This window comes from Kitasatospora cystarginea (assembly GCF_039533515.1).
Taxonomy (GTDB): domain Bacteria; phylum Actinomycetota; class Actinomycetes; order Streptomycetales; family Streptomycetaceae; genus Kitasatospora; species Kitasatospora cystarginea.
The window spans coordinates 1-7,568 of the sequence record NZ_BAAATR010000095.1; the positions used below are offsets into that span (position 1 = coordinate 1).

Sequence of the window (7,568 nt, forward strand, 5' to 3'; positions counted from 1 at the left end):
AACCGAGCGAGAGCACCCCGCCACACACCGGGAAAGACCGTCAAACGCGCCGAGACGCTCGACCAGCACTACGGCCGCACAGGTTAAAGATCAAGCTGAGCTTCAGTCAGGACGGCAACTGGCTGGCCAGTTCCTCCGCCGACAACGACGGCCGGCTTTTCAACCTGGTGACCCACCAGACCACCGTGCTCCACGGCCCGACCGACATCATCGAAGACTTCGCGTTCAGCCCGAACGACCAGCTGGTGGCCACCGCGGACGCGGCGAGCGCAGCGCGGCTGTGGGACACCGCCACGGGCAACCCCGTGCACACCTTCAGCACCGTCACCAACTCCGTACGCGTGGCGTTCAGCCAGGACGGGAGCAAACTGGCCATCGGCTCCGACGACGGCACCGTCCACCTGTTCGATCCGGCCACCGGCAACGAGCTGGCCACCTTCACCGGGCACCGGATGATGGTGACCGCGCTGGCCTTCAGCCCGGACGGCACCATGCTGGCCAGCGGCAGCCGCGACGCCACGGTCCGGCTCTGGGACGTGCCGGCCCGCACCGCACTGCGCACCCTCACCGGGTTCACCGACTACATCGACTGTCTGGCGTTCAGCCCGGACGAGACCGTCCTGCTCGCCGCCGACGGGGGCGGTGTGCTGCACCGCCGGCAGGTCTCCAGCGGCCTGGAGGGCACCCACCGACCGCTGTTCGGGGTACCCCGGGCGATCAGCGCCGACGGCGGGACCCTGCTCGTGGAGGGCGGCGCGGACCACCGGGCCCACGTCTGGGAGCTCAACCAGGACACCGAGGTGGCCTCCCTGCCCGGCTTCGAGCGGGGCACCGCCGCGCTCAGCACGGACGGCCGCGCCCTGGCCATGATCGGATACACCGGCACCGCGGAGAGCCCTCTCCAGCTCTGGCGGCTGCGCCCGTGAGTCCGGACTAGACCTAGGTCGGACGACGAACCCGCACGCATAGCGCCTGACACGCGGCGGCGTCGCCGTTTTCTTCGGCCGGTGAGCGGCTCCCCGGGTCCCGTCCCGATTCCGCCGTTCGGGACACGGTGGGTCGATCCGGGGAGCCGCGCGATCGCGGCCGTCGGCGTCCGAAGCGTCGGCGACGTGCGGCCTTACGCCTGGCGGGCCGTGCGCGAGCGACGCCGGCGCAGGAGCACGACACCGGCGGCGGGGGCCAGTGCGGCGCCGGCGGCTGCGAGCACCGTGGTCGACGGCCGGGACGGATGGGCCGGTGCGGCGTTGGCCAGACCGTAGCCGCCGGCCAGGCCGTTGCGGTCGTAGGAGGAGCCCGGCGTCTTGTCGGCGTAGCGCTGATGGACGAGCTTCTGGTAGTCGGTCAGCGACACACTGCCGCGGCCGCCGAGCCCGTCCTGCGCCTCATGGTTCAGCGGCTGGACCTTGTTGCCCGCGAGCGCGTACCAGGCGTGGATCTGCGGCTCGCTGAAGACCGTGCTGCCCTGGGTGGCCTTCCTGGCGTAGCGGGCGTCCTCGTCGCCGTCGCGGATCCCGGCCAGCTGCCAGGAGTTGGCGCCGTGGCTGAGCAGGACGTCCGCGTGGTGGCCGTCCTTGCCGGTCACCGGTGCGGCCAGGAAGGACAGGCGCACGGCGTTGCCGACCGTCGCGGGCTTGGTGCCTTTGACGAAGTCCGGTGACAGCTCGTACAGCGCCACGGGGGTGTCCATGCTGAACGGCTGGCTGCTGTCCGCGGCCATGCCGGCTGTCGGCATGGCCGGGACGCCGTTGCCGGCCGCGGCGACCGTGCCGAGGAAGCGGGAGACGGTGCTGTGGACCTGGTCGGAGGCCAGGACCTGCTGCGCGCCCGACGGGTCCGGGACGCCCGGCCGGTCATCGGCCAGGGCCTGCGGGCAGACGGCGGTCAGCAACGCCGTCGCGCCCACGGTGAGCGAGGCCAGGCGGGCTGCCCGCCGACCGGTGCGGTGGTGGTTTCGCATGTGGGGCGAGCCTTCCTCAGTTGTGGATCCCGATCCGGGAGTGGGTCCAGGCGAACGAGCTGTTGCTGGCGTAACTGCCGTAGTTCCACCAGGTGTACGTCTGAGTGGACGGCCACGGGTCGCCGACGGCGATCATGCTTGAGGACGGGTCGTAGCCGTAGATCACGTTCATGTGCCCGCCGCCGGCCGCCCAGCCGATCCGCACCGCGAACGGCCGGTTGCCGGATATCTCGTTGGCGGTCTCGGCGAAGGTGGCGCTGCGGTAGAGGTCGTAGCCCGTGCTGGCGAAGCCCATCTCCCACAGCGCGCCCGCCATGTCGTCGAGCGTGGCGGGCTGGTCGTTGCAGCTGACGCCGCTGTACTGGTGCGCGAGTCGGCAGAAGTCGTACTGGCTGTACTGGGTGTAGCCCCAGTAGTTGGCGAGGGTCAGCCCGGAGGCGTCCCAGCACCATTCGTCCTGGACCTGCTTCTGCATGGAGATGTTGAGGGTGACCGCACCGCCGCAGGCGGGCAGGCTGTCGGTGTTCTGCGCGATGAAGGCGTCAGCGATGTAGAACGAGCCGGATCGGATCCAGCGCGCGTTGTTCTCGACGGTGTCGCCCTGGGTCCGGCATTGCATGTTCACCGTGCTGCCGATCTTCGCCTGTCCCACGACGGACGCGGACAGGTGCGGCGCACTGCGCTCGTTGATGTACGAGTAGTTGCCCTGACCCGCGGTCACCGTGCCGGTGGAGTTCGCCAAGGCCGGGCCGGCGGTGCCTACCAGGGCGCCGGCGGTCGCCAGGCCGGTGGCGACTGCGGTGAATGCCCTCCGCCAACGGGAGGGGGGAGAACCGTGCATGCGGCAATTCCTTCTCTGAGGACAGGCGTGCCGGACCGGCACGGCGGGCAGCCGTGCGCAGTGCTGCCAGGTGTTTCGTTCAGGGGAAACCCATGGGAGGCCGGTAGATCCCGGCCGACGAGAGGCAGTTTGAACGCACTTATCCGACGCCACTTCAATCTGGCGGCGTGACAAGGCAGTTCCGGAATATGGCTCTGATCATGGCCGAAGTGGCCATGGCATCAGTCTGTGTACGGCTTCCTCATAGCGATCCCCCGAAAGTGGCATGGCGAGGCACTGGCCCGACGCCTGTGATGGCGGGGCCGCCCGACGGCGACCCCGAGTCGTGCAGGCCGTGAGGTGCATCGAAACCCGCTGCGGCCTGATGGCGGATCATGTTAGTGACCTTCAAAGGGGTTTGGTCAAGCGTCAGGATTGACGAAATCAGCCTCGTGCACACGGTGACCGACCAGGTGCATCGGGTGACCTTCTGCTGCCGCGCCGGCGCCCCTGACCTCGGCCGACGCTCGTCGGGGCGCGCCACGGGCAGGCTGCTTTCCATGCGACCGAACGGCCGTTTCCACTTGCGCCACCCTTGGCGTTTGCATACGCACTTTGCCGGCGATCGGTCCGCAGCATTCACGCGCGCCGACCGGGCCCAACGTGCCGACTGGAGCCCGACCGGGGCGGGCGGGCGGGCCGTCACCGCACATGCCGGAGAAGCGGCACGGCGAGCAACGAGCCGGGTTTCCACATGCGGGCACCACCCGATTCGAGGCCGAATTCGGCCCGGCCGACAAGTGGAACAGCGGCCCGATTCCAGCTTCCGCCGCTGCCTCCCGCCGCCTTGTGCGACATATTGTCAGCTAGATACCGAAGCCCCGTTCCCCGCCGATCGGCGGAGGCTTTCCCGGTCGATCGACGGGGGTCCGACACTCGATTTCGCAGGACTTCACGGCTTAGCACCACGTCTTTCGAAGAACTCCACAACCGCGCCCTCGCGCTGGGTATGTGACATGTGCAATGGTGTGTTCGACGAGCCCGGGGACCCTGTGCAACACCCCGACCGCCTCGCCGCGGAGGGGGAACGCCATCGTGGCCACCGCGCATCAGTGCACCAACCGACGTACGGCGCAGGCTGGTTCGCCCTGCCGTGCGGAGATCGCCAGCCCTGCGGGGTTCCAAAACTCGGCCGTAGGTGCTGAGCTACGGCAGGAGGCCCGTGTACAGCACGGCATGCGACCAGCACGAAGCCGGCCTCACCCGCACCCTGGGCGACCCGCTGCGGCGCACCCCGACAGGTCGCCTTGGCTGGGTGTGAGGGGCGCGACCGCGCACGCGGTCGCGATGGCAGGATGACGCATGGTGACGAATCAGTTGTGGGCGGGGCTTCACGGTGACCTGCTGGCGGCGAAGGCGTTGGTGTACGACCCGAGCGGTTTCACCTGCTCACTGCCGGTGCCCGAACCAGAGGGAGGCGAATACGCGGCTTGCGGGTTCACGCTCGATGACCGCTCGGTCCGGTTCCGTGTGGCCAAAACCACCCCGACGAAGGTGGGCCAGTTCGTCACCCTTTGGCAGCGGTCCGAGGAGGGGCCGATCCGGCCCTTCGACGCCGACGGCGGTGTGGACCTCTTCGTCATCAGCAGCCGCGACGGCAACGGCTTCGGACAGTTCGTGTTCCCGAGCGAGGTGCTGTGCGAGCGCGACGTCGTCTCCCGCAACGGCTCCGGCGGAAAACGAGGGTTCCGCGTCTACCCGCCGTGGGCGACCACGACCAACCGGCAGGCCCGCAACACGCAGGCATGGCAGGTGAACCACTTCTTCCACATCGGCCAGGACGGGCCTGCCGACCTGACGCGCGTCCGCGCCCTCTACCAGCCGTAGGTTCCTGTACCGGCACCGGCTCCGTCCGCTGGTCGAACGGGCCGTGCAGGAGTCGCCGGGCAAACTCGCCGTACTTCGTCGCGATGGCCCCGCCGCCGGGACGGCCCCAGAGGCCTTGATCGCCCGCAGGGCCCGACGGGGCCGGCCGCGGACGAGCGGGGCTGCGAGGGGCGGGAGGGTCGAGGGGGGAAAGCCCCACCTCCATACGGTGGTTGGCTGGATTCCTCGGTGTCCCTTCGGGTCCGTACCGTCTGCGACATGACACTCTCGACCCCGTTACGACCCGCACCGCCCGCCACCCGGCGACGCGCACTCCTCGTCTATCTCGGCCTCGCCTATGCAGGCATGTGGGCAGCCATGTCACCCCTGCTCGCCACCGGATTCCAGCGCGGCAACGCCCGGGAGGAACCGGGAACGCTCGAACAGGCCTGCATCGCAGCCGCGATGTTCGCCCCGGCCCTCGCCGCCATCCTCGTCGTGCGCTTCGTCGAACGCGACGGCACACGGGTACGCGACGCCCTCGCACTACGCCTACCCCGACCCCTGACCCGCGCCCTTCTCGCCTGCCTGCTGCCGATCGGCGTCCTCGCCGCCCTCACCGCAGCAGTGATCGCCCTCGGCACCCTCGCAGGCACCTACCCCCTCGCCGGGCCCGACACGCTCACCGCAGGCGGAGTCGCCGAATGGGCGCTCCAGGGCCTGATCGGGATGCTGGTCTCACTGCCACTGTTCTTCGGTGAGGAACTCGGCTGGCAGGGATTCCTCTTCCCCCGCCTGCTCCGCGCCGATGGCACGGCCGGCCTGATCCGGGCCTACGTACTCACCGGCTCGGCGTTCGCGCTCTGGCACCTGCCCACACTCCTGATGGGCGGACAGTACCCGGGCAAGCCCTGGTACCTGGCGGTACCCGCACTCACCGTCAGCTGCATCCTCATCCTGCCGGTCTTCACCTGGCTGCGCCTCCGCTCCGGCTCAGTCGTGCCGGCCGTGTTCGCACACGCCTTCGCGAGCACCCTGAGCGTGGCAACACTCAAGGAGTTCGCCGACCCCGACGCCACCCTGGACCCCCTGACCATGGGCCTGGCCGGTTGGCCAGGCTGGGCCGTCACCGGCGCCTTCGTCGCCTTCCTCTCACTCACCGGCCGACTCCGACCCACCTACTACGACAAACGCAACGCACCGCGCCCGACGACCGCGTTGTGAACAGGGCGCCTGCGAGGAGACACTGCACAACGCGCCCGGCATCGCCGGAGTGCGGCATCGCGGCCCCGGCAGTCCCGCGCCGCCGGGCCGGCCATCCCCTCGTGTGGTCGGCCCGGCGGGAGCGGTCGGTGGTCAGCCGCGCACCATGTAGCGACCGTGCGTCATGGCGATGAAAGGCACGCTGCCCTGGCAGTCGGAGATCGGTACACCGAAGGCACCCCAGAGCCAACCGGCCCGACTGGCCCGGCCGTTGCCGTTGTCCTGCAGGGTGACCGCGACCCGCGTGCCGATGAACCGGGTCCCCGGGAACCACGGCACCTGGCCGCTTGTGATGACGCCGGTCGCAATCGCGTCCCGGCCGCCCACGGCGAGGCAGGTGATGTCACCCGCGAAGTCGGCGACGAGTCGGCCGTCGACATGACGGTGGACGACGTGGAAGCGCCCTGTGGTGCCTGCCGGTTGCCCGTCCACCGCTGCCCGGGCGTCGATCTCGATACGGACGTCGTCCCCGGCGAAGCCGGGGAAGAAGTTGGTGAGCGTGGTGCCGGCGGCCCCCGACACCCGCACCGGATGGCCTGCCGAGTCGGCGGCGGCACCGCCTGCCAAGGCGGGCGCAGCGGCGGAGAGCGGCGCCGCGGGGGCGGGCGCTGCAGGGGCGGGCGCTGCGGCGGCCGAGGGAACACCGGCGGCGATCGTGCTGAGTACGGCGAGTGCCGCGGCCGCCGCGGTGCGGCCCCGCAAAGCATGGCGCGTTCGGGACGGATACCAGTCAAGTAGGGAGGATTTCATGACAGTTCACTCCAGTAGGTTCGGCTGTCGATACCGCCACCACTGTCGCGCGGCATGCTTCCCGACACCTCCCGCTGCGGAGTGAAGTCCGTTCCTCCCCACGAGCGATTTCCCCCTCCCCCGCACGGTGGCGGACCGCCGACCGGCATCCGTCTCCGGACGGAGCGCGCGCCTTCCTCACCCACGCCGCCGCCGTTCTCCGCGACCCCGTACCGCCGGACCGGCCGCGAATACGGCGGTGGCAGCCCCGGCGCAGCGCCCGGCGGTGCGCTCAATGGGTCACCGCCGCGGCTACGGCCTCCAGCGTCATCCCGGCGGACCGTCGGCGGACCTGGCTGCGGATGTCACCGAGCAGCCCGTGTTCCTGGCCATCGTCCTCGCGGTCGCCGTCGAGATCCCGGTCGTCCTGGTGCTCGGGAACGGCGCGGCGCCGGGTGAGGGTGGCGTGCAGCATGGCGCGGGTCTGCGATGCCTCGGCGTGACAGACCGGCTGCAGCTGACCCTCGGAGTCGGGGCGAGGCCCAAACGGCCATCGACCAGGGCAGCCGAGCCGTCCAGGCCGCCCACTCCGCGCCCTGTCCAGCCCGCTGCCTCCTCGTCACCGCCACCCGGTCGCCCGCGGCTGCTGTTCGTTCTGACCAACACCGGGCGCATCAACTTCGCGCTCCTCGAACAGCACGGCGCAGGCCGCCGACCGGCATCATGGTGTCGGCGGCCCCGGCGTTGCACGGCCACGCTCCGTTCCCTCCCGGCTTTGCCGGGAGGGGGTGGACAGGCCGATGGGGGCCCGGTGCGTGTGCACGGGGCCCCCATCGGGTCGCTGGAGCCTGTGGGTCGGCTTAGTACCAGTGGTGGGCGGCCCACCAGGACCAGGCGGCGTTCGGGCTGCCGTAGCGCTCGCACATGTAC

The 7,568-nt window shown here is 70.4% G+C and carries 7 protein-coding genes and 1 pseudogene; 4 read left to right on the forward strand and 4 right to left on the reverse strand.

The window, feature by feature from the left end; genetic code table 11:
- Positions 1-95 precede the first annotated feature (95 nt).
- Together ABD369_RS41490 and ABD369_RS39505 are read left to right on the forward strand one after the other, a co-directional pair.
- Positions 96-155 (forward strand): annotated as a pseudogene (locus ABD369_RS41490) (hypothetical protein); the annotation flags it as partial.
- Between the two features lie 12 nt (positions 156-167).
- Positions 168-926, forward strand: coding sequence for a WD40 repeat domain-containing protein (locus tag ABD369_RS39505; protein WP_344641481.1), 759 nt, complete (start codon positions 168-170; stop codon positions 924-926).
- 194 nt (positions 927-1,120) lie between these two features.
- Here ABD369_RS39505 and ABD369_RS39510 read toward each other — a convergent pair whose 3' ends face one another.
- Together ABD369_RS39510 and ABD369_RS39515 are read right to left on the reverse strand one after the other, a co-directional pair.
- Positions 1,121-1,960 carry a hypothetical protein gene (locus tag ABD369_RS39510; RefSeq protein ID WP_344641482.1) on the reverse strand — a complete coding sequence of 280 codons (840 nt, stop codon included), beginning with the start codon at positions 1,958-1,960 and terminating at the stop codon, positions 1,121-1,123.
- Positions 1,961-1,976: 16 nt separating this feature from the next.
- Positions 1,977-2,801 carry a papain-like cysteine protease family protein gene (locus tag ABD369_RS39515; protein WP_344641483.1) on the reverse strand — a complete coding sequence of 275 codons (825 nt, stop codon included), beginning with the start codon at positions 2,799-2,801 and terminating at the stop codon, positions 1,977-1,979.
- 1,341 nt (positions 2,802-4,142) lie between these two features.
- Between ABD369_RS39515 and ABD369_RS39520 the strand changes: the two genes are divergently transcribed.
- Entirely contained in the window at positions 4,143-4,667 is a 525-nt protein-coding gene (locus ABD369_RS39520) for a MepB family protein (RefSeq protein ID WP_344641484.1), read from the forward strand.
- Between the two features lie 258 nt (positions 4,668-4,925).
- Complete coding sequence (locus ABD369_RS39525) at positions 4,926-5,870, forward strand: CPBP family intramembrane glutamic endopeptidase (protein ID WP_344641485.1); 945 nt, start codon at positions 4,926-4,928, stop codon at positions 5,868-5,870.
- Between the two features lie 132 nt (positions 5,871-6,002).
- On the opposite strand, the gene ABD369_RS39530 is transcribed toward ABD369_RS39525, so the two are convergent.
- Entirely contained in the window at positions 6,003-6,611 is a 609-nt protein-coding gene (locus ABD369_RS39530; protein WP_344641486.1) for a hypothetical protein, read from the reverse strand.
- A 319-nt stretch (positions 6,612-6,930) separates the two neighbouring features.
- A complete protein-coding gene (locus ABD369_RS39535; protein WP_344641487.1) occupies positions 6,931-7,113 on the reverse strand; it encodes a hypothetical protein in 183 nt (60 codons plus the stop codon).
- Between the last annotated feature and the right edge of the window lie 455 nt (positions 7,114-7,568).